Annotated in this window: 25 protein-coding genes, 1 other RNA gene and 1 riboswitch; of the genes, 12 read left to right on the forward strand and 14 right to left on the reverse strand. The window is 58.7% G+C overall.

All coding sequences use genetic code 11. The features are described from left to right. Positions 1–22 precede the first annotated feature (22 nt). From GS614_RS20740 to GS614_RS20760, 5 genes are all read right to left on the reverse strand, one after another. A complete protein-coding gene (locus GS614_RS20740) occupies positions 23–1600 on the reverse strand; it encodes an ABC transporter ATP-binding protein (protein ID WP_171119855.1) in 1578 nt (525 codons plus the stop codon). Next, positions 1597–2703: an ABC transporter permease gene (locus GS614_RS20745; protein ID WP_171727222.1), complete on the reverse strand. Its 1107-nt coding sequence runs from the start codon at positions 2701–2703 to the stop codon at positions 1597–1599. Before GS614_RS20745 ends, GS614_RS20740 begins: the two co-directional genes overlap by 4 nt. Beyond that, positions 2704–3798 carry a microcin C ABC transporter permease YejB gene (locus tag GS614_RS20750; RefSeq protein WP_171119857.1) on the reverse strand — a complete coding sequence of 365 codons (1095 nt, stop codon included), beginning with the start codon at positions 3796–3798 and terminating at the stop codon, positions 2704–2706. A 1-nt stretch (position 3799) separates the two neighbouring features. After that, entirely contained in the window at positions 3800–5704 is a 1905-nt protein-coding gene (locus tag GS614_RS20755) for an extracellular solute-binding protein (RefSeq protein WP_171727223.1), read from the reverse strand. A gap of 170 nt (positions 5705–5874) precedes the next feature. Next, positions 5875–6387, reverse strand: a complete 513-nt coding sequence (locus GS614_RS20760) for a cytochrome c family protein (RefSeq protein ID WP_152459925.1) — start codon at positions 6385–6387, stop codon at positions 5875–5877. A 120-nt stretch (positions 6388–6507) separates the two neighbouring features. Here GS614_RS20760 and GS614_RS20765 point away from each other — a divergent pair, with 120 nt between their 5' ends. Next, a complete protein-coding gene (locus tag GS614_RS20765) occupies positions 6508–7341 on the forward strand; it encodes a prephenate dehydratase (RefSeq protein ID WP_171230657.1) in 834 nt (277 codons plus the stop codon). A gap of 4 nt (positions 7342–7345) precedes the next feature. Here the strand turns inward: GS614_RS20765 and GS614_RS20770 are convergent, their stop codons facing one another. Genes GS614_RS20770 through nudC form a run of 3 tightly spaced genes read right to left on the reverse strand, consistent with a single transcriptional unit; the run spans position 7346 to position 9426 of the window. After that, on the reverse strand, positions 7346–7888 hold the full coding sequence (locus GS614_RS20770; protein ID WP_171727224.1) for a chloramphenicol phosphotransferase CPT family protein: 543 nt from the start codon (positions 7886–7888) through the stop codon (positions 7346–7348). 49 nt (positions 7889–7937) lie between these two features. After that, positions 7938–8405 (reverse strand): SRPBCC family protein, encoded by a 468-nt coding sequence (locus GS614_RS20775; RefSeq protein WP_171727225.1) that lies wholly within the window; start codon positions 8403–8405, stop codon positions 7938–7940. Positions 8406–8442: 37 nt separating this feature from the next. Further along, positions 8443–9426: an NAD(+) diphosphatase gene (gene nudC / locus GS614_RS20780; protein WP_171331854.1), complete on the reverse strand. Its 984-nt coding sequence runs from the start codon at positions 9424–9426 to the stop codon at positions 8443–8445. 182 nt (positions 9427–9608) lie between these two features. On the opposite strand from nudC, the gene GS614_RS20785 reads away from it, so the two are divergent. From GS614_RS20785 to rsgA, 3 genes are all read left to right on the forward strand, one after another. Beyond that, positions 9609–11477 carry a bifunctional 2',3'-cyclic-nucleotide 2'-phosphodiesterase/3'-nucleotidase gene (locus GS614_RS20785; RefSeq protein WP_171727226.1) on the forward strand — a complete coding sequence of 623 codons (1869 nt, stop codon included), beginning with the start codon at positions 9609–9611 and terminating at the stop codon, positions 11475–11477. Between the two features lie 39 nt (positions 11478–11516). Continuing rightward, an RNA gene (ffs, locus tag GS614_RS20790) (signal recognition particle sRNA small type) lies at positions 11517–11615 on the forward strand. 107 nt (positions 11616–11722) lie between these two features. Continuing rightward, positions 11723–12799: a ribosome small subunit-dependent GTPase A gene (gene rsgA, locus GS614_RS20795; RefSeq protein WP_253285483.1), complete on the forward strand. Its 1077-nt coding sequence runs from the start codon at positions 11723–11725 to the stop codon at positions 12797–12799. 39 nt (positions 12800–12838) lie between these two features. Here rsgA and GS614_RS20800 read toward each other — a convergent pair whose 3' ends face one another. Then, on the reverse strand, positions 12839–13759 hold the full coding sequence (locus GS614_RS20800) for a hypothetical protein (RefSeq protein WP_371809426.1): 921 nt from the start codon (positions 13757–13759) through the stop codon (positions 12839–12841). A gap of 70 nt (positions 13760–13829) precedes the next feature. After that, positions 13830–14052, forward strand: a riboswitch (cobalamin riboswitch). A gap of 90 nt (positions 14053–14142) precedes the next feature. Here GS614_RS20800 and GS614_RS20805 point away from each other — a divergent pair. Continuing rightward, the gene (locus GS614_RS20805; RefSeq protein ID WP_171207024.1) at positions 14143–14550 is read left to right on the forward strand and encodes a hypothetical protein; all 408 of its coding nucleotides are present in this window, start codon (positions 14143–14145) and stop codon (positions 14548–14550) included. On the opposite strand, the gene GS614_RS20810 is transcribed toward GS614_RS20805, so the two are convergent. After that, positions 14542–15054: a dual specificity protein phosphatase family protein gene (locus GS614_RS20810; protein ID WP_171727229.1), complete on the reverse strand. Its 513-nt coding sequence runs from the start codon at positions 15052–15054 to the stop codon at positions 14542–14544. The genes GS614_RS20805 and GS614_RS20810 overlap by 9 nt on opposite strands. A gap of 170 nt (positions 15055–15224) precedes the next feature. Here GS614_RS20810 and GS614_RS20815 point away from each other — a divergent pair, with 170 nt between their 5' ends. The 3 genes from GS614_RS20815 (at position 15225) to recR (ending at position 18400) form a co-directional block, all read left to right on the forward strand. Further along, positions 15225–16988, forward strand: coding sequence for a DNA polymerase III subunit gamma/tau (locus GS614_RS20815; RefSeq protein ID WP_171727230.1), 1764 nt, complete (start codon positions 15225–15227; stop codon positions 16986–16988). 400 nt (positions 16989–17388) lie between these two features. After that, positions 17389–17742, forward strand: a complete 354-nt coding sequence (locus tag GS614_RS20820) for a YbaB/EbfC family nucleoid-associated protein (protein ID WP_170347293.1) — start codon at positions 17389–17391, stop codon at positions 17740–17742. Positions 17743–17806: 64 nt separating this feature from the next. Beyond that, positions 17807–18400, forward strand: a complete 594-nt coding sequence (recR, locus tag GS614_RS20825; RefSeq protein WP_171727231.1) for a recombination mediator RecR — start codon at positions 17807–17809, stop codon at positions 18398–18400. A 69-nt stretch (positions 18401–18469) separates the two neighbouring features. Here the strand turns inward: recR and GS614_RS20830 are convergent, their stop codons facing one another. After that, positions 18470–18967: a lactoylglutathione lyase family protein gene (locus tag GS614_RS20830; protein WP_171727232.1), complete on the reverse strand. Its 498-nt coding sequence runs from the start codon at positions 18965–18967 to the stop codon at positions 18470–18472. A 206-nt stretch (positions 18968–19173) separates the two neighbouring features. Between GS614_RS20830 and GS614_RS20835 the strand changes: the two genes are divergently transcribed. Further along, positions 19174–19662, forward strand: a complete 489-nt coding sequence (locus GS614_RS20835) for a hypothetical protein (protein WP_171727233.1) — start codon at positions 19174–19176, stop codon at positions 19660–19662. On the opposite strand, the gene GS614_RS20840 is transcribed toward GS614_RS20835, so the two are convergent. Beyond that, positions 19659–20300 carry a ribonuclease T2 gene (locus tag GS614_RS20840; protein WP_171727234.1) on the reverse strand — a complete coding sequence of 214 codons (642 nt, stop codon included), beginning with the start codon at positions 20298–20300 and terminating at the stop codon, positions 19659–19661. The two genes, GS614_RS20835 and GS614_RS20840, sit on opposite strands and share 4 nt — an antisense overlap. A 130-nt stretch (positions 20301–20430) precedes the next feature. On the opposite strand from GS614_RS20840, the gene GS614_RS20845 reads away from it, so the two are divergent. Continuing rightward, positions 20431–21192 carry a DUF1013 domain-containing protein gene (locus tag GS614_RS20845; protein ID WP_152459211.1) on the forward strand — a complete coding sequence of 254 codons (762 nt, stop codon included), beginning with the start codon at positions 20431–20433 and terminating at the stop codon, positions 21190–21192. A 51-nt stretch (positions 21193–21243) separates the two neighbouring features. Then, the gene (locus GS614_RS20850; protein ID WP_152459212.1) at positions 21244–21633 is read left to right on the forward strand and encodes a hypothetical protein; all 390 of its coding nucleotides are present in this window, start codon (positions 21244–21246) and stop codon (positions 21631–21633) included. 56 nt (positions 21634–21689) lie between these two features. Here GS614_RS20850 and GS614_RS20855 read toward each other — a convergent pair whose 3' ends face one another. Together GS614_RS20855 and GS614_RS20860 are read right to left on the reverse strand one after the other, a co-directional pair. Continuing rightward, positions 21690–22721: a permease gene (locus GS614_RS20855; RefSeq protein ID WP_171642646.1), complete on the reverse strand. Its 1032-nt coding sequence runs from the start codon at positions 22719–22721 to the stop codon at positions 21690–21692. Further along, positions 22714–23022, reverse strand: a complete 309-nt coding sequence (locus GS614_RS20860) for a helix-turn-helix transcriptional regulator (RefSeq protein WP_171207031.1) — start codon at positions 23020–23022, stop codon at positions 22714–22716. Before GS614_RS20860 ends, GS614_RS20855 begins: the two co-directional genes overlap by 8 nt. Before the next feature lie 133 nt (positions 23023–23155). Here GS614_RS20860 and GS614_RS20865 point away from each other — a divergent pair, with 133 nt between their 5' ends. Beyond that, a complete protein-coding gene (locus GS614_RS20865) occupies positions 23156–24616 on the forward strand; it encodes a PLP-dependent aminotransferase family protein (protein WP_171119873.1) in 1461 nt (486 codons plus the stop codon). Positions 24617–24787: the final 171 nt, after the last annotated feature.

The following is a 24787-nucleotide window of genomic DNA, read 5'->3' on the forward strand; positions in this document are numbered from 1 at the left end:
GACTGACGGTGGCGGGCTGATTTCAGCCCGCCGCAGCAATCAATTCGCGGGTATAGTCGGTCTGGGCATTTTCGAACAAATCCTCGGCCGTGCCCATTTCAACCACATCTCCGTTTCGCATGACGATCACCTTGTGCGACATCGCCCGCACAACTTTCAGGTCATGGCTGATGAACAGATACGCCAGCCCGTATTTCTTTTGCAGATCGCGCAGCAGATCGACGATCTGAACCTGAACCGTCATGTCCAGCGCGCTGGTCGGTTCGTCCAGAACCAGCAGCTTGGGGCGCAAGACCATCGCGCGCGCAATCGCGATGCGCTGACGCTGACCGCCCGAAAACTCGTGCGGATACCGGTCCATCGCCGCAGGATCCAGGCCCACTTCGGTCATCACCTCAGCGACCAGCTCGCGCGGCGCGCGATGAGGATCAATGTTGTGAATGGCCAGACCTTCCGCGATGATCTGCTGACAGGTCATGCGTGGGCTGAGGCTGCCGAACGGGTCCTGAAACACGATCTGCATATCCTTGCGCAGCCGGCGCAGCTCTCGCGTGGACCATTTTCGAACATCCTGATCGCGGAAGGTGATGCCGCCTTCGGACGCGATCAGACGCATGATCGCCAGCGCCAGCGTGGTCTTGCCCGACCCGCTTTCGCCCACGATCCCCAAGGTCTCACCCGCGCGCACGCTCAGCGTGGCGTCATTCACCGCCTTCACATAGCCGACCGTGCGTTTCAGAAACCCGCGCTGGATCGGGAACCAGACCTTCAGGTGATCGGTGCGCGCGACTTCCTCGGCATCTGTTGCAACGGCATCTGGCTGACCCGAAGGTTCCGCGGCCAGGAGCTTGCGGGTATAGGGGTGCTGCGGGTTGTCGAAGATCTCGGCGGTCGCGCCGGTCTCGACGATCTCACCATCCTTCATCACGCAAACCCGGTCGGCGATGCGCCGCACGATGCCCAGATCGTGGGTGATGAACAGCATCCCCATATTTTCGGATTTCTGCAAACTGGCCAGCAACTCGAGGATCTGTGCCTGAATGGTTACATCCAACGCCGTTGTCGGTTCATCGGCGATCAGGATGTCCGGCTTGTTCGCCAGCGCCATGGCGATCATCACGCGCTGCCGCTGTCCGCCCGACAACTGGTGCGGATAACTGTCCAGCCGGTCTTCGGGGTCGCGGATACCGACCTTGTTCAACAGTTCAAGAATCCGCTCGCGCGCGACATCACCCGTGACCCCCTGATGCAGGGCCAGCGATTCCGCCATCTGCTTCTGGATCGTGTGCAGCGGGTTCAGCGATGTCATCGGCTCCTGGAAAATGAAGCTGATGTCATTGCCGCGCACATCCATCAGGCGTTGCTCCGAGGCGCCGATCATCTCCTGCCCGTCATAGGTGACGGACCCTTCAACGATCGCGCTGTCGCCCAGCAAAGATACGGTGCTGAGCGCGGTCACAGATTTGCCCGATCCGGATTCGCCCACCAGCGCCACGGTTTCCCCGCGATCGACATGGAATGACACGCCCCGAACCGCAGCACTGATCTGACCGTCCTGCCGGAACGAGACCTTCAGGTTGTTTACATCCAGCAGGCTCATGAGAAGGTCTTTCTGGGATCGAACGCATCCCGCACGCCTTCAAAGATGAAGACCAGCAGGGACAGCATGATGGCAAAGGTGAAAAAGGCCGTAAAGGCCAGCCATGGGGCCTGAAGGTTCTGTTTTGCCTGCAAGGTGAGCTCCCCCAGCGAAGGGGCCGAAGCCGGAAGACCAAAACCCAGATAATCCAGCGAAGCCAGCCCGCCAATGGTGCCCGTAACGATGAAGGGCATGAAGGTCAGCGTGGCAACCATTGCGTTGGGCAGCATGTGGCGGAACATAATGGTCATGTTGCCCACACCCAGTGCCCGTGCAGCGCGCACATATTCAAGGTTTCGCGCCCGCAGGAATTCTGCGCGCACCACGCCAACCAGCCCGGTCCAGCTGAACAGGATCATCAACGCGACCAGCAGCCAGAAACTTCGCCCCAATACCGCGAACATGATGATGATGACGTAAAGCGATGGTGTCGCTGACCAGATCTCGATGATCCGCTGAAAGATCAGATCCAGCCAACCGCCGAAGAAACCCTGTATGGCACCGGCAAAAACACCGATCAGGCTGGCAGCGCCCGTCACCAACAGCGTGAACAGGATCGACAAGCGGAAGCCGTAAATCACCCGTGACAGCACATCGCGCTTGGTGTCATCGGTGCCCAGCAGGTTCTGGCCGTTGGGCGGCAAAGGTGCGGCCCCGGGGCGGTCCACAGACGTGTTGTAGGAATAAGGGATCAGCGGCCAAAGCGACCAGCCACGCTCGAACCCCTCCGCCTGGAACGTGCCGGCGTCGATCTGTTCGATAATGCCTTCGGGATCGTCAAAACACTGCTCAAGCCCGCCACTGTCTATCAGGCACTGAACCTCGGGGTCGCGATAGATCGCCTCTGTCTGGAAGTCTCCGCCAAATTCGGTTTCCGCGTAGAAGTTGAAGACCGGCATGTAAAACTCGCCCCGGTATTTCACCAGAATCGGTTTGTCGTTGGCGATGAACTCGGCAAACAGCGACAGGCCGAACAACACGGCGAAGATGATCAACGACCAGAAGGCGCGCTTGTTTCGGCGAAAGTTGCTCCAGCGGCGCTGGTTCAGGGGGGACAATGCCATTTACCCCTCCCGCTTTTCAAAATCGATGCGCGGGTCGACCAGCACATACATCAGATCGCTGATGATGCCGACCACCAGCCCCATCAGGCCAAAGATGAACAGCGTGCCGAAAATCACCGGGTAATCCCGCGCCACGGCGGCTTCAAAACCCAGACGTCCCAAACCATCAAGTGAGAAGATCGTTTCGATGATGATCGAACCTCCGAAGAACACGCCGATGAACACAGCCGGAAATCCGGCTATGACGATCAGCATCGCGTTGCGGAACACATGGCCATACAGCACCTTGCGTTCGCTCAGGCCTTTGGCGCGGGCGGTCATGACATATTGCTTTTTGATTTCATCAAGAAAAGAGTTCTTGGTCAGCAGCGTCAGTGTCGCGAAGGCCGAGATCGTCAGCGCAATGGTCGGCAACGCGATATGCCAGAAATAATCTGCGATCTTGCCAAAGAGACTCAGGCTGTCCCAGTTGTCGGATGTCAGCCCCCGAAGCGGGAAGATCTGCCAATAGGATCCACCGGCGAAAAGCACCAGCAGTAGAATGGCAAACAGGAAGCCAGGGATCGCATAGGCCACGATGATCGCTGCGCTGGTCCACGTGTCGAACTGCGAACCGTCCCTGATCGCCTTGCGAATGCCCAGAGGGATCGAAACCAGATAGGCAATCAGCGTTGACCACAGGCCCAGCGAGATCGAGACCGGCATTTTCTCGAGCACCAGATCAATCACGCTGATCGAGCGGAAATAGCTCTCGCCGAAGTCCAGCGTCAGATAGTTGCCCATCATGATCAGAAAACGTTCCAAGGGCGGTTTGTCGAAGCCGAACTCCTTTTCAAGTTCAGCAATGAACTCGGGCGGCAGGCCCCGCGCACCGACATATTTGTCGTCGAAAACGCCGCCCGCCGGCTCTGCCCCCGCGCCGGCATCGCCCGCACCCGCAAAACCGGCGAAAACATCCCCCTGACCTTCGATCTGGGCAATGATCTGCTCGACCGGTCCGCCAGGCACGAATTGTACTAGCGTGAAGTTGACGATCATGATGCCCAGAAGGGTCGGGATGATCAGCAACAAACGTCTTAGAATATAGGCGCCCATGTTATCGCAGCGCGCCTTTCGCTTTCAGTGCGGCCTCTTTTTCCGGATTGATCCACCACAGATCCAGATAGCCCAAGGAATAAGGCGGCAGGTTTTCCGGGTATTCATACATATCGTAATATGCCACCCAGTGGTCAGCGATGTATCCTACGGGGATCACGAAGAACTCGTACCGCAAAGCGCGATCCAACGCCTTCAACGCCGTGTCCTGATCCGCCTGATTGTCGGTATCAAAGGATGCTTCGATGATTGCGTCAACCAATGGGCTTGCCAATCCGGCCGGGTTGAAAAGACTGAATGCGGCCTCTTCCGAGCCGTACATCTGACTCAACCCGCCACCGGTCGACAAAAAAGACCCGTAACGTGTGGAATAGACCATGTCATAGTCCCGCTCGCGGCTGCGCAGCGTGTATTGCGCCGGGTCAACCTTTTCCGCCGACGCATCCACGCCAATGGCTTGCAGGTTCTGGACATAGGTTTCAATCATCGTGGCCGTCGAAGTCGGCAGATTTGAAGGATAGGGGAAATCCACCTTGAGCGTCTGTCCTTCCGCGTTGCGCCGCACGTTGCCATCGCCGACAGGCCACCCGGCCTCGTCCAGCAATTTCGCGGCTTTTCGCAGATTTCTGCGATCGTTCAGGCGCGCGGGGTTTGACTCGTGAACCGTCACGGCAGGTTCTGAAAGAAGGTCCTCGGGCACAACCTCACCCAGCGCTTGAAGAAACGCCAGTTCATCGCCCTCGGGCAGGCCTTGCGCTTCCAGCGGGGTGCCTTGTGTAAAGGAATTGCGCGGTGAATTCAGACCAAACAGCAGGGATTCATTTGCCCATTCGAAATTGAAGGCCAAGGCAAGGGCCTTGCGTACGTTTTTGTCGGAGAACTGCGGTTTTCCGAGGTTGAAGACGAAGCCTGACGGTGTTGGCGGGCTGCCATCCGGTATCTCGTCCCGTACGATCACTCCTTCGTTCAGCTTCGGAAAATCATACGCCGTCGCCCAAAGCTTGGGATCACTTTCAATCCGCAGCGTGTACTCACCGGCCTTGAACCCCTCGAACGCCGCTGTCTGATCGGCGAAATACTCGACGCGAATGGTATCGAAATTGTTACGACCAACATTGAATGGCAGATCTTTACCCCAATAGTCGTCGCGTCGCTTGTAAACGATACGGCGATTGATGTCATAGCTGTCGAGTTTGTAGGGGCCCGAGCCGACCGCAACTTCCAGACGCGGCTCATCCAGACGCCGGGACTCGTCCGCCTCGAACCATGCTTTCGAAAAGACGGGGGTCGACCCAACGGTCTCGATCAAACTGCGGCGTGTGACTTCCGGATTGAACGTGAACTTGACCGTGTGATCATCCAGCGCTTCGGCCCCCGTCACCATGCGGCCCACGGCCTGGGCGTACGAAGGCAGGCCCTGTTCGATGAACAGGCGGTGGCTGTAGACAACATCCTCGGCCGTCACCGGCGTGCCATCCCAAAAGGTTGCTTCGGGTCGCAAATGGAAAATGACGTAGTTGCGCCCTTCATCATATTCCAGACTTTCCGCCAGCACGCCGTAATACTGCCCGACACCGTCATCAGAGCTTTCGAACAGGCGATCATATTGCAGCGTCGTCAAGGCGCCTGCGCGCCCCTTGCGGGAATAGGGATTCAGGGAATCGAACGTCCCCGAAGCCGCCAAGGACAACTCACCACCTTTGGGCGCATCTGGATTCACGTAATTCAGATGTGGATAGTCAGCAGTGTAATCCAGATTGCCGAAATACGAATATCCATGACTGCGGGTAACCCCCTCATCCAATGCCAAAGCGGCTTGCGGTGAGAGCAGAACAGCACAAAGCCCGAATATGCCAGCCAATGGCCTGACCTTAAGATCACGTGCAGCAGGCATTAGGGATATCATGGGGCTCATCCTCTGGGTTATTGTAATCTTTTATGTCGCATACGCTAGCTAAAGTGCCAACGCTGACAGTTTCAAGTTTAGAATGCGTGAGCGCTTTGTGAAGTTCCCTTCAGACAAAAAAAGCCGCTGCGCGGGGCAGCGGCTCTGAACTTCAATGGTCTCTCAGGCAATCAGTTGCCAATTGTCTGCAGATAAGCAATCAAGTCCGCGCGGTCCTGAGGTTTTTTCAAGCCAGCAAAACTCATCGATGTTCCCGAGATATAGGCGCTTGGGCGTTCCAGGAAGGCATCCAGCGCTTCGGGCGTCCAGTTGCCGCCATGGGCCTGCATGCTGGCTGAGTAACCGGTGAAACCTTTTGCCGAGGCAACCGGGCGATCAACTACGCCATACAGGTAAGGGCCGGTTCCATTCGCCCCGTCTTCCAGCTTGTGGCACGCGGTGCACTTGCGGAATACTTTCGCGCCCTTCTCAACGTCAGCGGCGGCCAGCAGATCTTCAAAGACCACTTCTTCGCCGTCGGCGCTTTCGCCCGAGCTTTCGGTTTCGATAATGTAGGCGGCCTCAGCCGAGCCATGGCCACCGGAAGAATAGAGGATGTCAGCCCCCCATTTGGCCAGAAGCAGCACCAGGAAAGTGCCGAACAGGCCTGCGGCGGCCTTCGTAACTGTCATCGTGTCGAACATTGATCGCGTGTCCATTTCAGCTGTCTGCGCAGGTGTCTAAGGCTTCCACTTGCGAGAGGCAAGGTATAGACACCGCGACGAAACGACCAAATCGCGAACTTGTTGCATGGAATCGACCAAATGACCAATCGCATTGCTTTTCAGGGCGAACCCGGCGCCTACAGTCACGAGGCCTGCCGCAACGCACGACCCGAAATGGAGGCCCTGCCCTGCCGCACATTCGAGGATGTGATCGAATCAGTTCGCTCGGGCGCGGCCGATCTGGCGATGCTGCCGGTCGAAAATACGACCTATGGTCGGGTTGCCGATATTCACCGGCTGTTGCCCCATAGCGGGCTTCACATCATCGATGAAGCGTTCGTGCGTGTTCACATCAACCTACTTGGTGTACCCGGCGCAAAACTGGAAGACATCACCGAAGCGCATTCGCATCTGGTGCTGCTGCCGCAATGTTCCGGCTTTCTGAAAGAACACGGTATTCGCGGCCGTGTCAGTCCCGACAATGCCCGCGCCGCGCGCGAAGTGGCCGAAATCGGGGATTTGCATTCCGCCGCTCTGGCCAGCGAGCTTGCGGCTGAAATCTACGACCTGAACGTGCTGGCCCGCCATATCGAGGACAATGACGACAACACGACCCGTTTTCTTGTCATGTCACGAGAGGCGGATCTGTCACGTCGGGGTGAGTATGGAATGATCACCAGCTTCGTGTTTCAGGTCCGCAACATCCCGGCCGCGCTGTACAAGGCCATGGGTGGCTTTGCCACCAACGGGATCAACATGACCAAGCTGGAAAGCTATATGGTCGACGGGTCCTTCACTGCAACGCAGTTTTATGCGGATATCGTTGGACATCCCGAAGACCGCAACGTGCAGCTGGCAATGGACGAACTGGAACACTTCACGACCAATGTCGAGGTTCTTGGCGTCTACCCTGCGGCCCATCCTCGCGGCTGACAGGTCACGTGAAAGACTGGCTGAATTCCGATTGGCGCAGGTCACTGCGCCATGCCTGAAGAATTGCCTTCACGTTGGCCTCAATGCCGTCCATCGAAACAATCTCGATATCGTAAACTCTACCAGCATGGATCATGGATTGGTCCCGTTGGGCGCTTCCCACCGGGCGGTCGCCGCGCAATCGTTCGCGCGCGTTCAGCTCGGGAACCGGGCAATGGACAGCCACGAACAGAACATCAAACGGGCGGAAAAGGTCGCGCAAATCTTTGTCCCACCCCGGCGTATCCAGAATATGTTCCAAAATCAGATTGTTGCCCGAGGCCGCGTAGGCAGCCAGCGACTGATGAAACCCATCAAAGACTGCCGATCGGTCGTCGGACCAATCGAACTCGCCACGGCGATAGCGATCCAGCGGCAGAACACCACAATCTCGCAAGTGGTCGATCGAGATATGCCAGAACGGCTTCGCTATCTTCTGTTGCAAAGCCTGCGCGATCGTCGATTTACCACTGCTTGATGCGCCATGCAGAAAAATGATGTGCGACATCTGCGGTTTCTTTTCCAATCCTTGCCCCGATCAGCCCAGCAGACGCCGTTCACGCCCCGTGCAGGTGACGCTGCTCCAGTTCACGCGCAAACTCGCTGAACCGCACCTGGAATTGCTTGCGGAACTTTGACTGTCCAAGCTTCATGGACTGCAACAGCAACCGCGCGGGCAAGGACTTTGCGGCCAAGGACATTTCGATGCTCAGGCGTGTCCGGCGCGGAGACAGGGCCAGAAAATCAACTGTCGTCAGGCCGGTCATCCCTTTGCTGGCCGCCTCGAACCGCATTTGCGACGGCTTGTCGTAATCCGTCATCACCACCGACATCTTGCGCGGCTTTCCACGCAACTTGAATTCGGTTTTCCATTCAGTGCCGGCAACCACCATTGCATCAGCCTCCAGACGCCGCACGTCGATACCACGACGCATCGCCATACGTTCGAACCTTTCGAAATCCGACACCATGTCGAACACCGAATTGATCGGGGCTTCGATATCTTCGCGCGCTGAAAACTGCATTATGACCTTTGCTGTTTATGGCTTCACCAGTTTTTCCTCAGTCCAGCGTATCCGCAAGCCAGTTCTGAAGCAGAAAATGAGCGATAGCTCCCTTGCGAGCCGGCAACAACCGGGGATGTTCGCCGGCAAATGCCTGCATCATTTCGGATTTGCTGACCCACATCGCCTCTTCGATCTCGACCGGATCGATAACTATGTCGCGCGACAGGGCCTCGCCGGCGCATCCGAACATCAGGGATGCCGGGAACGGCCAGGGCTGGCTGGACAGGTAAGACACCGCGCCAACAGGTACGCCTGCCTCTTCCATCACTTCGCGGCGCACCGCCGCTTCGAGCGTTTCGCCGGGTTCGACAAATCCCGCCAGCAAGGAAAACATTCCCTCGGGCCAACCCGGAGACCGCCCCATAAGCACATTGTCCCCATGCGTAATCAGCATGATCACAACCGGATCCGTGCGCGGAAAATGTTGCCCGCCGCATGACGGGCAACTGCGCTGCCATCCCGCTTGCGACATATCGCTGGCGGCGCCGCAGCGAGCGCAGAAGCGATGTGTTTCGTGCCAACCGACAACCGCCTTGGCGGATGCGGCCAGTTCGGCATCACGAGGCGACAATCGCGCCATGATCCGGCGAAGCTCGGCGAAAACATGCCCTTCAGGCAAATCCGGGTGCTGCTGTTCGGATCTGTCCACGAACTCTCCCAGGCCGGTCAGATCCAATCCCTCTGCCCCCCAGGCCGAGATATCCGCGGCAAACAGGGGTGCGCCCTCTGCGTTCAGGCCCAGAAAAACCGGTGCTTCGATCACGCCGCCGGGGCCATCGCATACCAGCGGGTGGGTCATCTGCGTCAGGGCAAGCTGATCCAGCGCCGCGCCCACGACCAAAAGCTTGCCTCGCCACAGCAATATGCATCGCGCAGCAGGGTCGCGCGCCATCTCGGCCAGCTTCTCTGAATCCCCACGAAGATGCGCTGCCCGATTCAGGCCCGAGCCACCGAAAGTCACCTGCTCTGCGTTTTTCATTGGAATTCCTTCTGGTCTTGCGCACAGGGCTGCCATGTCTCAGGCCCTGTTGCAATGGCAATTCAAGACGCAAAACGCAGAGACGCGCCGCCGAAAAGCCGCATGGCGGCCTCGGAAAAATCATCTAGACTGCGCTTTGATGATTTTAGCCCATTACCACATTCAAAAGCAGAACAAAAAAAGTGAAGCAAAACCCATCGACGCAGGTTCAACCCACAAAAGACCGTGCGCGTATTCGTATTCTTGCCACCTCCGACCTGCACATGCATCTGACCGGTTTTGACTATTACGCGGACACACCGGACCCGACGCTTGGGCTGACACGCACCGCCAGCCTGATCCGCAAGGCCCGACACGAGGCCACAGACGCGCTGGTGCTGATGTTCGACAACGGGGATTCGCTTCAGGGAACGCCGATGGGCGAATGGGCCGTTCGGAACGACAATCCCCACCCGATGATGCAGGCATTCAAGGCGCTGGACTATGATGCGATTGGTCTGGGCAACCATGATTTCGGGTTCGGGCTGCCGACATTGGACAAGACCCTTGCACAAGCCCCGTGCCCGGTTCTGTGCGGCAATCTTCATCGGTCCGGAGAACAACAATCATGGCAGCGTTTTACGATCCTTGACCGTGTCGTGAGAGTGGGAAACAAGGATGTGCCCATTCGCGTCGGCGTGTTTTCGGTTCTGCCGCCGCAGACGACGCGTTGGGAAAAACACAATCTGAACGAAACCGTAGCGGCGGACGACATCGTTGTCGCGGCACGGTCCCTGACGCGTATCTTGCGCGAAAAGGGGTGCGATCTGATCGTGGCGCTCGCTCATTCCGGGCTTGGACACCCGGACGCAGCGACCGACACTGAAAATGCCGTTATTCCCCTGGCCGCGATTGAGGGCATCGACGCTGTTGTCGCCGGGCACACTCACCTGAACCTTCCCGCACGCATCGGCGCGCAAACCCCGAATGTGGATTACGTGAAAGGGTTGGTGCATGGAACGCCGGTTGTCATGCCCGGCTCGGCAGGCGCATATCTTGGAGTAATCGATCTGGCCGTTACCCTACAGCCCCAGTCGGGGCTGCGTGTTGTCGACAGCCACGCCGAATTGCGCCCGGTTTCGGTGGGCGGCACCGCGATTGGCGAAGATTTGGAAATCGCGCATCTGGTTGAACCCGCACATCAGCAGACCCGTCAGGACATGGCCGCGCCCGTTGCGCGCGTCTCGGACACATTGCACAGCTATTTCAGTTTCTGTGCGCCGGATCGTGGATTGACGCTTGTGGCAGCCGCACAGGCAGCCGCGTTGCGCCCTTTTTTACACGGCACCACGCTTGCAGAGCTGCCGCTGTTGTCAGCCGCGTCACCGGCCAAATGCGGCGGACGCTCTGGCCCCAAGCACTATACGGACGTGCCGCCCGGTGAAATCTGTCTGCGTCACGTGGCGGACCTGCATGTCTTTCCCAACGAGTTGCGCGCGGTTCAGATCACGGGCGCGCAGCTGCTGGAGTGGTTGGAGATGTCAGCCAGCGCATTCAACCAACAATTCCCCGACGCCGAGGCAGAGCTGTTCGACCGGGATCGGGCGGGATACAATTTCGATGTCATCTTTGGCCTGTCCTATCAGATCGACCCGTCGCAACCGGCGCGTTACGATGTCGGGGGGCAAATGATCCATCCCGGCCACAGGCGGGTGCATCATCTGACTTGCGCAGGCCAGGCCGTGCAACCCGATCAGGCATTTGTCGTTGCGCTCGATAATTATCGCGCAAGCGGGGGCGGACATTTCCCGCATGTGTCATCGGCCCCGGCCATCGATCTGCCCCCGCTGGATATCCGGGACATTTTGCGGGACTACATGACGCACCGCCTGCCACCCGACCCATTGGCCCGGCAACCTTACCCGTTCTCTCTGATGCCGAAATCGGGGATGACGACCATTCTTCGGACCGGTCCCGGTGCTTTGAAGTATGTCGACGAATTGAACAGGTTTGCCCCCAAGATTCTGGACCCTGACGAAAACGGTTTTGCACGCATTCGGCTGACGCTCTGACGGGTTGTCTTTTGCCGAAGCCTTCCCTATATCCAGAGTCGAGAGGTTGGCGCGGGCGAGCGCCTCGCCAACCTGGTCAGGTCCGGAAGGAAGCAGCCACAACGAGCCCCGCTTGGGTCGATGTCCAACCTCTCACTTTACGAACCTTGGCCGCAGGAGGGCTTTATGATTGTAGCAAAGACCCTTCGGGCAGCACGGTTCTGACCTCACGGTATCGACTGACTGCCTGAACACATGACCCGGGGATGAGCGATTGCCATCCGTCGGGAGTGCTGTTTCTGACGACAGGCAAACCAATGTTTCTTGCACTTTCGGACCTGGGATGGTCCTCTCACTTTGCTGCGCAACACGCGGCTTATCCTTCCTGCACACCTTTTCGCATCACTTCCGTTCATCGGGACCGCCTGATCGGGCTGAACCCTGACGGCGAAGTCCCGTTGCTGACCCCCGATCAAACGACCGGCAGCTATGCTGTTGGCGATTGGGTTCTCGCCGATGACGACAAACGCGTGCGCCATTTGCTCGACCGGCGCAGCCTGCTGCACCGACGCGCCGCCGGTACAGGCGCCGCAATGCAACTGATCGCAGCCAATGTCGATGTGCTGTTCATCGTCAGCTCCTGCAATGCCGATTTCAACCTGCCCCGGCTGGAACGATATCTGGCGCTTGCGTATCAGGCCGGGTGTTACCCGGTCGTCGTTCTGACAAAGGCCGACAAATCGGCGGACCCTGACAGTTTCTCGGGACAGGTGCAATCACTGGACCCGTTCCTGACGGTTCTGACGATCAACGCACTGGACCCGGCAGAGGTTGAAAAGGTGCTGTCCTGGTGCCCCAAAAGCCAGACCGGAGTGCTGGTTGGTTCGTCGGGCGTTGGCAAGACGACACTTGCCAATAACATGACCGATCAGGATCTTGCCACCTCGGACATTCGCGAGGATGACGCGCGGGGCCGACACACGACGACCGCACGCGCACTGCACCGGATGCGCAACGGCGGCTGGTTGATCGATACACCTGGAATGCGCGCGTTGCGCCTGCTGGACGCTCAGGATGGGATCGACGACGTTTTCTCGGACCTTGCCGAGTTGAGCCGGGACTGCCGTTTTTCGGATTGCCAGCACAGCTCCGAGCCCGGATGTGCCGTGCAAAAGGCAATAAGCCACGGCATGCTTGATCCGGCTCGATTGGACCGGTGGCGCAAGCTTTGGCGCGAAGATCAGCGCAATTCTGAGACCGTCGCGCAGTCCCGGGCGCGGGACAAAGCGTTCGGCAAGATGGTCCGTGGCGTCATGAAGGAAAAGAAACTTCGCAACCGGTGATGGCGGGTCGGGGCCTGGCCCGTTCTGCGCCGCGTCTGATCAAGCGATCAGTCGCGGCCAAACCGCTGCATTGCGCCGGGCAAATGCTCCGATATGACCAACTTCGGGCAACCCGAAATCGGCGGGGCTCAGCAGGTGGCGGTTGGCATCGGGGCCGTAAAGATCCGCAAGCCGCCAAACCGCGTCCGGCGGCACCATCTGGTCGTCCTCGAAGGTGAACAAATCCACGGGCGTTCCAGAATCCTTCCACTGCGCCGCAGGTAACTCATGCCCGATTTCAGGCACATAATTCAAAGGCGCGGTACACCATTTGCGCCACTGCCAATAGACCGATGCCGGCAGATCCGAGCCGAACCCGATCGCCTTTCCGGGAAGGTAGCCAAGGGCTCGGGCCAAAAGCGGCGCATGGCCATACCAGAACAACCCTGCCAAACCCCGATAGGGCCACGGGTGGTCGCTTAGGGTTACCAGCCCCGAACACACACAGATCATGCGATCAATCAGATCGATATCCGGCTGCACAGGCCCCAACATCGCGCCGATCGAATGACCGATGGTCCAATGCTGCGAATCGGGAAACCGTCTGCGCATTTCCGCCCTTGCCGCGGGCATGTCGATCAAGGCCCAATCCGTCATCGTCGCACGCGAGTCTTTCAGGCGGCCAGTCAAGGAATGCCCGTAATCGCGATAGTCATAGGTCAGGCAGGCCATACCCTGCTTGGCAGCAAGCCATCGTGCGAAATGACGGTAATAATCGCGCGGCACACCCGTTGCACTGTTCAGCACGACGACGATTTCGGGCGAGGTCAGCGGGCTGTACAACCGGGCAGACAGTGTTTTCTGCCCGGACGGAAAGCGAAACTCTTCGGTCAATACCGTTTGCTCTGTGTCCAACATGATCTCTGGCTTTGCGCTTGGTAAATCCGGTTTCCGAACCTCAACGCCCTCGACACTATGCATGAACCAACATCGTATCCAGCATGACCAAGCGTCCGGCCAAAAGATCGGCTTGACTCGATGCGTGCTCAAACGCTAGCGGTTGTGTGATGGTTTCCGGCCTCCACAAGGGGTCGGGATGAAAAGGGAACACGGTGCGGTAATGTCTGGTCATGCAGGCAACAACCAAATCCGCGACTGCCCCCGCAACTGTAAGCGGTAAGCGATGCCGAAACACCACTGGCCCCGAAGGCTGGGAAGGTCGGCGAAGCGATGACCCGCAAGTCAGGAGACCTGCCATCGGAAACGAAACCGAAACTCGGGCGGGGTGTCCGGGCAGGTCCTGACGGCATCACGCTGTCCCACCTGTCCCAAATATCCTGTCCACCAAGCGCGGAGGGCGCAGGATGATCTGGAAGACAAAAACACATGAATTCAGTGCAACAGTATGTCAGCGGACAGGCAAAACCTGCCCCGCTTTGGCGCGGCTGGCGCGCTCGATTTCCGAAGCCATGGCCCAGGCGACCTCGGCCACAAGTGACGATTTCGAGATTGAGGGCAGCAGCGAGCTGTCACATTGCACCGACGGATGTCATGCAATTTTCCGCGCGCGATCAGACAGCATTCGTGTCTTTTGCGGGACGCAGCCCGAAACCGCAATTGAGCCGCTGAACGGCTATGCCGACCTGATCTTCGGAAACACGTTCAGTGCGATGCCATCCGGCGTCGTGAAAACCCCACCCTGCGCGATGATCGAAGTTTCCACGATCCGGCCTCGGAAACCTGCTTGCGCGCCCGTGCAGATTTCAATCTGAATCCAGACTGACCTGTGCCTGGGCGCGCCGAGAGGCCCAGGCCAGTTGCGCATCCGTTTCGACGGCGCAAGGGCGCACCGCCCGCAATCGTTGCAGCGCCGTGTCCGCGCGTTCGCCGCATTCGACCATAAGCCGAAGGACAACCATACCTGACCTGCCACATCCCCCGCGGCAGTGCACCAATACGCGACCTCCGCCTGACAGCGCGTGCCGGGCCGCGGCGCTGACGGACGGCCACGCGTCATCAATCGCTTTTGTCGGCGCTCCGAAATCTTCGATCGGCAGGTGAACCCATCGGCTGGCGCGGCTTTGAACATCGCTGCCAAATTCCTGCGCCCCGTCCTGAAGCATTTCGACATCCGTCGTCATCGAAACAACAAGCCCCGGCTGCCAGGCTGCGATCATATCCAGATCGCTGGAGTAATCTCCGCCGCGTCCGGGCATTGAGGTCAGCGCCAGCGTTCCGCCACCGACTTGCAGGGCGTAGATCACCAACTGCGACATGAATCCTGTCCTCCCCAAAGAACTCTTTACAAAATGAGCCATTAAATCCGCTGATGCAGTTTAGTGCGAAAGCGACTCGTTTCTAAATCAAAAATCATCGCGCCCCGCTGTGGACGCGGGCAACGGTGGCCACTACGCTGTGCCCAAGCACCGAATCCCAACGAGAAGACATGACAGACAGCTCCAGCCCCGCCTATCAGGTTCTCGCCCGCAAATATCGCCCGGAAACCTTTGCCGATCTGGTGGGTCAGGATGCCATGGTGCGCACCCTGAAAAACGCGTTCGCGGCCGACCGGATCGCGCAGGCCTTCATCATGACCGGCATTCGCGGCACCGGCAAAACCACGACCGCAAGGATCATCGCCAAGGGCATGAACTGCATCGGACCCGACGGAACCGGTGGCCCCACGACCGAACCCTGCGGTCAGTGTGAACATTGTGTCGCCATCATGGAAGGCCGCCATGTCGACGTGATGGAGATGGACGCCGCCAGCCGTACGGGCGTCAACGACATCCGCGAGATCATTGACAGTGTTCGCTATCGCGCCGCCAGCGCGCGTTACAAGATTTATATCATCGACGAGGTTCATATGCTCTCGACCAGCGCGTTCAACGCGCTGCTCAAGACGTTGGAAGAACCGCCCGCGCATGTGAAGTTCATCTTCGCAACCACTGAAATCCGCAAAGTCCCTGCCACCGTGCTGTCCCGCTGTCAGCGTTTCGACCTGCGCCGGATCGAACCCGAAGACATGATTGGCCTGCTTCGCAAGATCGCCGAAGCGGAAAACGCCCAGATCGCCGAAGACGCGCTGGCGCTGATCACCCGAGCAGCAGAAGGATCGGCCCGGGATGCGACCTCGTTGCTGGATCAGGCGATTTCGCACGGGGCTGGCGAGACGACCGCCGATCAGGTCCGTGCAATGCTTGGACTGGCAGACCGTGGCCGGGTTCTGGACCTTATGGATATGATCCTGCGCGGTGATGCCGCCGGAGCACTTACCGAGTTGAGCGGCCAATACGCCGAAGGCGCGGACCCGCTGGCGGTGCTGCGCGATCTGGCCGAGATCACGCACTGGGTGTCCGTCGTAAAGATCACACCTGACGCGGCCCAGGACCCGACGGTTTCTCCGGACGAACGGACCCGGGGCCAACAGATGGCCGAGGCTCTGCCGATGCGGGTTCTGACCCGGATGTGGCAAATGCTGCTGAAGGCGCTCGAGGAAGTCTCGGCTGCCCCCAACGCCATGATGGCCGCTGAAATGGCCGTTATTCGCCTGACCCATGTGGCGGATTTGCCCAGCCCCGAAGAGCTGATCAAACGGTTGCAAGATGCCCCGCCACCGCCGCCGGGCGGGCCCAATGGCGGCGTTTCGATATCCCGACCGGGCACCGGTCCGGCGCCGGCTGGCGCGGCCCATCCACCTGCCTATGCGCCGTCCCCTCGCGGTGCCGGTGGCGCACCGGTTGCAGCCCTGGCGCAGGATGCCCAGACGGCTCTTGCCCGGTACCCAACCTTCGACCACGTGGTGGAACTGATCCGGACCAATCGCGACGTGAAGTTGCTGGTCGAGGTGGAAAACGGCGTGCGCCTCGTCTCCTATCAACCCGGACGAATCGAATTCACGCCTGCCGCCGAGGCACCGGCCGATCTGGCGCCACGACTGGGCTCTGCCCTGCAACGCTGGACAGGAAATCGGTGGGCTGTCTCGATCGTCTCGGACGGTGAAGCCCCCACAATTGCAGAAATACGGGACGAGGCCGAGCTGGCTCTGAAATCCGAGGCCGAAAAACACCCGTTGGTGCAGGCGGTACTGGCGCAATTCCCAAAGGCGAAAATCACCAGGATCGAAACGCCGGAGCAACGCGCCGCCAAGGTCGAGACCGAAGCGCTTCCCGAGGTTGAAGACGAGTGGGACCCGTTCGAGGAAGACTGACCTCACCGCCCGTCACCCCCTGTTTCAAACGAAACAGATCGAGGTTTCGATCGAACACATCCGCCCGCATGTCTCAGATCGTTCGTTGCAACACCGGCGAACGGAAGGCGGCCCGTGACAATTCTGATCCGGATGCCGCGTAGCCATTCGAACCACGCCCAGATTTTCTTTGCCCTGTGTGATCAGTCTCGGCAGCAGGCCATATGCGCGCCAAGGACGATCCGCGCGTGTCGGACCTGCAGGCGAATATGGCGTCGCAGACGGGCGGCACGATCCTGCTGACGCCTGCGCCGATCAACATGCCGGCCGGAACGATAGAGCCTCCGACCGGCGGGAGAACCCTTGTGCCATGTGGCTGCTGCCCGTATCTAGAGCGCAAACGGAGACACAGGAGAATACTATGCTGAAAGGACTCGGCGGGCTTGGCGGTCTGGGCGACATGGCCAAGATGATGAAATCCGCGCAGGACCTGCAAACCAAGATGACCGAAATGCAGGAAGAGCTGAACAACATGATGGTTGTCGGCGAATCCGGTGCAGGCCTGGTCAAGGCAACGGCGACAGCCAAGGGTGAACTCAAAGGTCTGGATATCGACCCGTCGATCTTCAACGGCGATGACAAGGAAGTGGTCGAAGACCTGATCCTGGCCGCCATCAAGGATGCGCAGACCAAAGCCGCTGAACGTTCACAGGAAGAAATGGCCAAGCTGACCGAAAGCATGGGCTTGCCAGCAGACATCAAGCTTCCGTTCTGATACATACTCCTGACGGATCATTGGCCGGGCACCCCTGCCCGGCCTGTTTGCAGGAGAGCCCGGGTTGAGTTCCAATAGCGATATAGACAACCTAATCGACCTGATGGCCAAACTGCCGGGCCTGGGCCCGCGCTCGGCCCGCCGCGCTGTGCTGCACCTGATCCGCAAACGCGCCCTGCTGCTGACGCCCCTGTCTGATGCCATGCAGCAAGTCGCCGTGACCGCCCGCGAATGCCTGAATTGCGGCAACGTGGGCACCACCGATATCTGTGACATCTGCAACGATGAGGCCCGCGCAACCGGCGAGCTGTGCGTGGTCGAAGACGTCGCCGACCTCTGGGCGATGGAGCGTGCCGGAGTGTTCAAAGGGCGCTATCACGTTCTGGGCGGCACGCTGTCGGCGCTGGACGGGATCGGCCCCGACGAGTTGCGCATTCCCCGCCTCAAGGACCGGATTGTGTCCGAAGGGATTTCCGAAGTCATCCTGGCGCTGAACGCCACCGTAGATGGCCAGACCACAGCCCATTACATCGCCGATCAGTTGGAGGGGCAGGTGCGCCTGACCTCACTGGCGCAAGGTGTGCCGATTGGCGGAGAACTGGATTATCTGGACGACGGGACGATCACGGCCGCGCTGCGGGCGCGGAAGGAAATCTAGCTAACCTCGGAGGATCGGGGCGATAACTGCGCCATCGCCCCAGCACGTATCAACGCGGGCTCACGGGCTTCAGGTATATGCGCCAGACGAGTAGGTCAGCTCATACGAGTGGCTGTAGATTTCGAATACGATACCAAAGGGGTCTTCAACATAGACCATTCGGTAAGGCTTTTCTCCGGGATAGTAGTGCCGTATCGGCATCCTCTGCTTTCCACCAGCCTGCACAATCTTTTCGACCAGACCTTCGACGTCAGGGTCCTGAATGCAAAAGTGAAACGTGCCATTTCTGCGGAAATCGATGTTGTTTTCAGGCGCGTAATTCCCGTCAAACTCGAAGAGTTCAATTCCAATCCTGTCCGCTGTCGCGAGATGCGCGATACGCAGTTTCCTCCAGTCCGGGCCAAAAACATCCGTGCACATAACGCCAATATCCGAGTCATCCTCGACCACGTCCGTGGGCGGCATGATGACGTAAAAACCAAAGACCTCGGAATAGAACTTCACGGCTTCGTCCACGTTTGGAACGGACAACCCGATATGTGAAAAAGTCCTTGGAAACTGAGACATAGAAGGCTCCTTAATCTGCTAAGACGTAAAACTATTGGACAGCGTTTAGTTTTCAAGTTGCTTCCCATGCCTTCATAGCAGGGTTCACCCCGCTGCATGGGTCATGACCCGGAGATAAAATACTCGCTACAAAGCAAAAGGGGCTTTGCCTTCCGTGCGCGCGTAGTAGAATGCCTCGGACTTGATCCCTTTGATTGGAATACGTTATGGCCCGCCTTCTCGCCCTCGCCTTCGCCACGTTCGCTGCAACCGCCGCCCTGTCGCAGGACCTTGTGGACAAGGGCTTTGTCGAAGGTTGGAACATCATGATGGACCCAGCGCTTGGCAACGGGTGCCTGATCCAGACGGTGTATCAGGATCTCTCGGTGGTGCGGCTGGGCTATGATGCGTTGGGCAACCGTGGGTATTTCGCCGTGTACAACAAGGCATGGGGCGACATTAAACAGGGTGAGAGTTATCCGATCCGCTTTGATCTGGACGGCAAAAGCTATGATGCGACGGCCATCGGGTTCAACGAACGCGACGTGCCGGGCGCAACCGTGTTTTTCACCGACCGGAGCTTTGTGAACGCCATCGCTCAGAACAAAACGATGACCGTCTACAATCCGGCAGGTGAAGTGGTGATGGCCATCGATCTGAAAGGCACCGCCAAGGCGCTGGACTATGCGCGGGACTGCCAGAACAAAAAGCTCTAACGAATCGGATCGAACAGCGCGTCCTTGGCGGTGCAGTCACGGATCACGTCGCGGCCACAGGGTACGGGATCAAGATCGCGGGACAGGCACAGGCGGACTTCTTCGATATAGCCCTGTTTGCAGGTGATCGTGATCATGTCGCGCTCCAACTCCGGGTTGGCCTTCAGGAATGCCTCCTCGACCACCGAAGCCGGCAGTTTGACGGATGAATCCAGCTTGCGGAACACCTCAGGGCTCTTGACCGCTTCATAAGCCCGCCGGGACAAGGCAAAGTAGTCGGATGCCGACAATCCCGAGCATGTGCCGTGTTTCTTCCATTGATGCCACGCAAGGCCGGAGCTGCCCTGAATATCCTTCATTTCCCGCGTCATGCGTCGCGAAGGTGGGCTTTCGGGGGTACGGCAGTAGGACGGCCAGCCCTGATGGAACTGTGGCCATAACCCGTGCAGTATCCAGCCGTGATCATGCCGATCGTCACATTGATCCGAGCCGCGCGCGTCACCTTCGCGGGCGCACCAGTTGGGCGACCAGCTGAGCGACAGCACGTAGTAATCGAACTCGCCCGCCTTTTCGCCCTCGGCCAGCGCAGCGACCGCGCTCAAGACCCACAAAACCAGCCCCGTAATCCCTTGGCGCATTCGCCTCTTCCCTTCTTGCCTTTGCGCGACTATATACGGGCCAAGTTCCCCGACAACGGAAACCTGCCCCAAAACCAAGGGGCCGCCGAATTCCGGCGACGGGACAGATGTATGTATAGGAGACGGGCTGATGGCAAAACCGCTTATGGCCAAGGCAACCGCCGTATGGCTGGTGGACAACACCACGATCAGCTTCAAGCAGATCGCGGATTTCGTAGGAATGCACGAGTTGGAAGTGCAGGGTATCGCTGATGGTGACGTCGCCGCCGGCGTCAAGGGCTTTGACCCGATCGCCAACAACCAGCTGACCCAAGAAGAAATCGACGCGGCACAGAACAACCCGCTTCACAAGCTGAAGCTAAAGTTCAACCCATCGGCCGCCGGCGAGGAAAAGCGCCGTGGCCCGCGCTACACGCCGCTTTCGAAACGCCAGGACCGTCCGAACTCGATCCTGTGGCTGGTCAAGTTCCACCCGGAACTCAGCGACGGCCAGATTGCCAAGCTGGTGGGCACCACCAAGCCCACCATCCAGTCGATCCGCGAACGCACGCACTGGAACATCGCCAACATGCAGCCGATTGATCCTGTTGCTCTGGGTCTGTGCAAACAGTCCGAACTGGACACCGCCGTGCAGAAAGCGGCGGCCAAGAAAGCGGCTGAAGGCGGCGTGATGAGCGATGACGAACGTCGCAAGCTGGTGTCGACCGAGCAGTCGCTGGAAATGGACGCAGCGCCGAAAATCCCGACCGCAATTGAAGGTCTGGAAACCTTCTCGCTGTCCGACGAGCCGTCGGAAGAGAAAGAAGACGAGCCGATCATCGACGCAGACAGCTTTTTCAACCTGCCCAAGGGTGGGGCGGATGACGAAGACGAAGACGATCTTCGTCCGTAACGCGCAAACAGCCTCGGCCATGACGGCTGGGGCTTTTTTCACGGACTTGCCATGCTGAACGTTCTATCTGCGGTATTTGGCCCGCACCGCGCCGTCACGATTTATGCCTTTCTGAAAACGTGGGGGCTTGGTCTGGCCGGCGGCGTTGTCATGATTGCCATCGTCACGACATTGTTTCTGCTGGGGGATGAAGGCGAACACGAGCATGAGGCGTTTCTGATCGTCCCGGTTCTGTCTGCAACTCCGGTGAACGGAGATCTGAAGAACGGCGTCGTGGCGTCGGTCCGCTTGCCTGATGGGTCCGCCACATCGATTACGTCCACAGATGCGCAGATTTCGCAGACAGTGGGCACGACGGCCTGTATTGAAAAACGCGTTTACGTCGAAAGCGGAGAAGCCCGATACCGGTTCAAACTGCCACGTCTGTGCGACGGTAGTTGATCGACGGAACCGAACGGATAAAAGCCGCCCGATGTGACACCGGGCGGCTTTTGCGTTCAAACCAATTGAAAGATGATACCAGCCACGATTGCGCCACCGACCCCCAGGGTCAGATAGGTTGCAAAGACACGTGGTTTGACCAATGACCAGACCGCAGCCATCGCCGGGATGGAACTGACGGCACCGGCAACCATGAACGACATGGCCGCACCCGCTGTCATACCTTGCTCCATCAACCCTGCCAGCAAAGGCGGCGCCACGTAGGAGTTCAGGTATGCCGGCATACCCACCAGCGCAGCAACGACGATCGGCAGCACGCCTTCTCCGCCAACCAAGCCTGCGATCAGGTCGGCGGGGACATAGTTTACCAAAAGCGCCTCCAGCACATAAGCCAGCGCAAGCCATTTCAACAGGAACAGACCGTTGTGCACGAATTCCGAACGGAACCGGGCGCGACGCTCGGGCTCCTGCCAGAATTTCCAGACCGGTTTGTCATCCGTTTTCGGACCACATCCGCAGCACCCGGCGGGCTTGTATTCGCGCAAGGGCTGGGCAAACGCGCCGTTGCGCATCAGCAACCGAACCGCGAACCCACCGAACAGGCCAAGCGCAACAGCCGCAACAGCCTTGCCGATGGCAAAGGGCCATCCCAGCGCACCGGCGGTAATCAAAAGCGTAGGCGGATCGATCAAGGGTGAGCTGAGCCAGAACGCCATGACTGCGGACAACGGCGCACCAAGGGCCAGAAGACCCGCAATAAAGGGGATAACCTCGCAAGAACAGAACGGTGCAAGACCACCGAACAAGGCAGCCAGAAAGATCATCCGGGTTTCGCGCCCCTCAAAGGCACGCGCCACCATCACCTCTGCGCCGGTCGCCTTGAGGTAAGACAGCAGAAGCACTGCAAACAGAATATACTGCCCTGTATGCGCCAGAGCCTTGGCTGCAAATGTCACCACCTCGGGCAAGTTTCCGGGATCCAGGATTGCCACCGCCGCCAGAATGACGACGATCAGCGTCCAGGGTGTCTTGATCAGGTCCAGCGCCACTTTGGCAGTCATGCGCGGGTTCTGTGTCAATTCAGCCATCGTTCGCAGCCTTTCCAACTTCGTCAGCACAGCACTCGCTGAGAATGAATTGCGCCAGATTTCTCAATTCGTCGTAATTGGCGCGGTTGATCGTGGTTCGACCGACCTTTTCCTGTTCGACCACACCACCGGCCGCAAGAAACCGCAGGTGATGGGCCAGGGTCGACGGGGCAATCCCTGTCCGGTCCTGTATCTCGCCAACGGTCAATCCGGCTTTGCCAGCCCGGACCAGCGTCTTGAGGACTTTCAGCCGAGCTTCAGAGCCCATGGCAGAAAATCCGGCAGCAGCAGCTTCCCACATCCACTATCTCCATTAAACTAGCTTTCTGGTTATTTAGTCCGAAGGAACTCTCCGGTCAACCCCGCCGACAAAATTTCGTGACTGCGATGTAAGTCCAGATTGCCCCGGCCTTAAGTCCACCCTATAAGCAGGCATGGGGATTTCGGTCGATACATTCTTTCTTGAGCTCAATGGTCAGGGCACATTGCAGGCCCAGATCCAGCAGATGATTGCCGAAGGCATCTTGTCCGGTCGCTTTCACGTCGGAGAAAAACTCCCTTCGTCACGCAAACTGGCCGCGCATCTGGGTGTCAGCCGAATAACGGTGACGTTGGCCTACACCGAACTTTTGGCCAATGACTATCTGACGGCAAAGGGGCGGTCCGGGTATTACGTTTCGCAAAACGCACCCGTCCCGCCCAAGTATTCGCCTGTCCAGCGCGGCACCGAATCCGTTGACTGGGACAAGGCGCTGGCGCGCCGCTTTCTGGATAGTGACGTTCTGCCAAAACCCAGCGACTGGCGAGAGTACCGTTATCCGTTCATCTACGGGCAGGCTGACCGAACCTTGTTTGACCACGCCAACTGGAGGTTATGCGCCGTCCGCGCGTTGGGACACAAGGATTTCGATTCGCTGACCGGAGACTACGTGGATCAAGATGATCCGTTGTTGATCGAATTTATTGCCCGTCACACTCTACCTCGACGTGGCATCGCGGCCCGCCCCGAAGAGATTTTGATCACTCTGGGCGCGCAGAACGCGCTCTGGCTGGCATCGCGCATCTTGCTGACGCACAATCGCACGGCCGTCATAGAAGACCCATGTTACTATGCACTGCGAAGTCTTCTGAACCATTGGGATTGTGCGGTAACACCCTTGAGTGTGGACAGGGACGGTTTGCCTCCAGAGGCGATTCCCGACGAAGCGGACGTCATCTTTACCACCCCCAGCCATCAAAGCCCGACAACCGCAACGATGCCGATCGACCGTCGCAACCAGTTGCTGGACCGAGCACGCGATCTGGATGCGATGGTTGTCGAGGATGACTATGAGTTTGAAATGGCCTTCCGAGGCGCCCCTTCGCCGGCGCTGAAATCCATGGATCGGGATGGGCGCGTGATTTATGTCGGCAGTTTTTCCAAGTCGCTGTTTCCAGGATTGCGACTTGGATACATGGTCGGCTCAGAGCCATTTATCCGCGAGGCGCGCGCGCTGCGCTCGTTGGTTCTGCGCCACCCGCCAGGCCACATTCAGCGCACGGCGGCGTATTTCCTGTCGTTGGGCCATTACGACGCGCAAATTCGGCGTATGTCGAAGGCCTTGCAAGAACGGCGCGACGCGATGGACGAAGCCATCGCAGAAAGTGGGCTGACCGTGGCTGGACGGGGTGTGATTGGCGGCTCTTCAATGTGGATGTCAGCCCCTGAGCACATCGACACAACTCAACTGGCATTAAGGCTGCAAAACCAGAGTGTTCACATCGAGCCCGGCGCACCGTTCTTCTCGGGGCCGGACAGGCCACAAAATTTCTATCGCTTGGGCTATTCCTCAATTCCAACAGACCGCATCGCGCCCGGCGTGAAACTGATCGCCGACGCAATTCGGGCCGTGTGAGCCTCATCTGGACCTAATCCGGCTTTCGTTTTGGCCCTAACGCCGGTCGCACCCTTGCGCCAAAACCATATCAAACGCCGGGCACAGTGCCCGGTTTCACTCACTCTTGGTTGGAGAGCACTCAGATGAAGATGACGACGGAAGAGGCGTTTGTTAAGGTTTTGCAGATGC

Source organism: Ruegeria sp. HKCCD6604 (assembly GCF_013110635.1).
Classification (GTDB): domain Bacteria; phylum Pseudomonadota; class Alphaproteobacteria; order Rhodobacterales; family Rhodobacteraceae; genus Ruegeria.